The following is a 908-nucleotide window of genomic DNA, read 5'->3' as shown; positions in this document are numbered from 1 at the left end:
CTCGTATAATCGTACTTGTAAGATCATTTTGTTCTTTTTCCAGTTGATCCGGACGACTGAAAAGGAACGAAGTGAATTTCCAGTAGGTGACCGGGTGGAGGGCGTAGCCGAACCCGTACCGCAGCCCGAAGGGCGAGGAACGGAAGTCGGGGCGAGATTTTCATCTCTTGCGCTCCACCGTCTTGCCGGCAAGGACCGGACCTTGGCGACGAGAGCGGCTCACCTCTGGAAGCAGCGCCGGCTCCCTCATTCTGTTTTGTCCGCTTTACCCGCTTGGCCCGTTTCACCTCGAATGAGGGAGCCAGCGTGAATAGCTTTTGTTGCGCTGTAGTCGCTTGTCGTCTGCAATTCTTTGTCATGCGCTCTTTGACAACTGGATTATACACATCCGCTTTGACGGACTTGGTCCGCCGCTGTACGCGGCTGCTCTAGACTTCTCAGACCTGCCTGTGGAACAATGGGATCAACAAGCACTCCTCAGGAGATTTCTTCCCCTCCTTGCGGGCCGAAACGGCACTGCTGTGTATAGCCTGCTACCCGTGATCCACCACTCATGTTCTAACCGCTGGATGCACCGCTGCTTGCGTCCGGGGCGTAGCACCCTTCAATTGTCGGACGCTTGCGGATGAGTGCTAATGACGAGGCTGAAGTCGGTGGTTTCCACGGGCACCCAGGTCTGAGTTCTGCTTGATTCGCTTCACAACGGGAGGTGATTCTATGTCACCAATGCTGATTGGTATTGACGTAAGCTTGCGGTCCCACCATGTACAATTCATGGATGGGGCCGGTGCTTCGCTGGCCTCCTTCGCCGTGCCTAACGACCAGACGGGGGCGGACACCCTCATTCAGAAAATGTTGGACACGGCGGACAAAGCCGGCACTCAGGAGCTTCGCATCGGGATGGAGGC

At 56.1% G+C, this 908-nt stretch carries 1 protein-coding gene; it reads left to right on the top strand.

The features are described 5' to 3' along the window. Nucleotides 1-717: 717 nt before the first annotated feature. Nucleotides 718-908 (top strand): IS110 family transposase (locus E6C55_RS33205; protein WP_136374114.1); only part of this gene is annotated, 191 nt, incomplete at its 3' end.

Origin of the sequence: Cohnella fermenti (genome assembly GCF_004801405.1) — a bacterium.
GTDB classification, from domain to species: domain Bacteria; phylum Bacillota; class Bacilli; order Paenibacillales; family Paenibacillaceae; genus Cohnella; species Cohnella fermenti.
The sequence above is the reverse complement of the archived record's forward strand: the minus strand, read 5'-3'. Positions and strand labels throughout refer to the sequence as shown.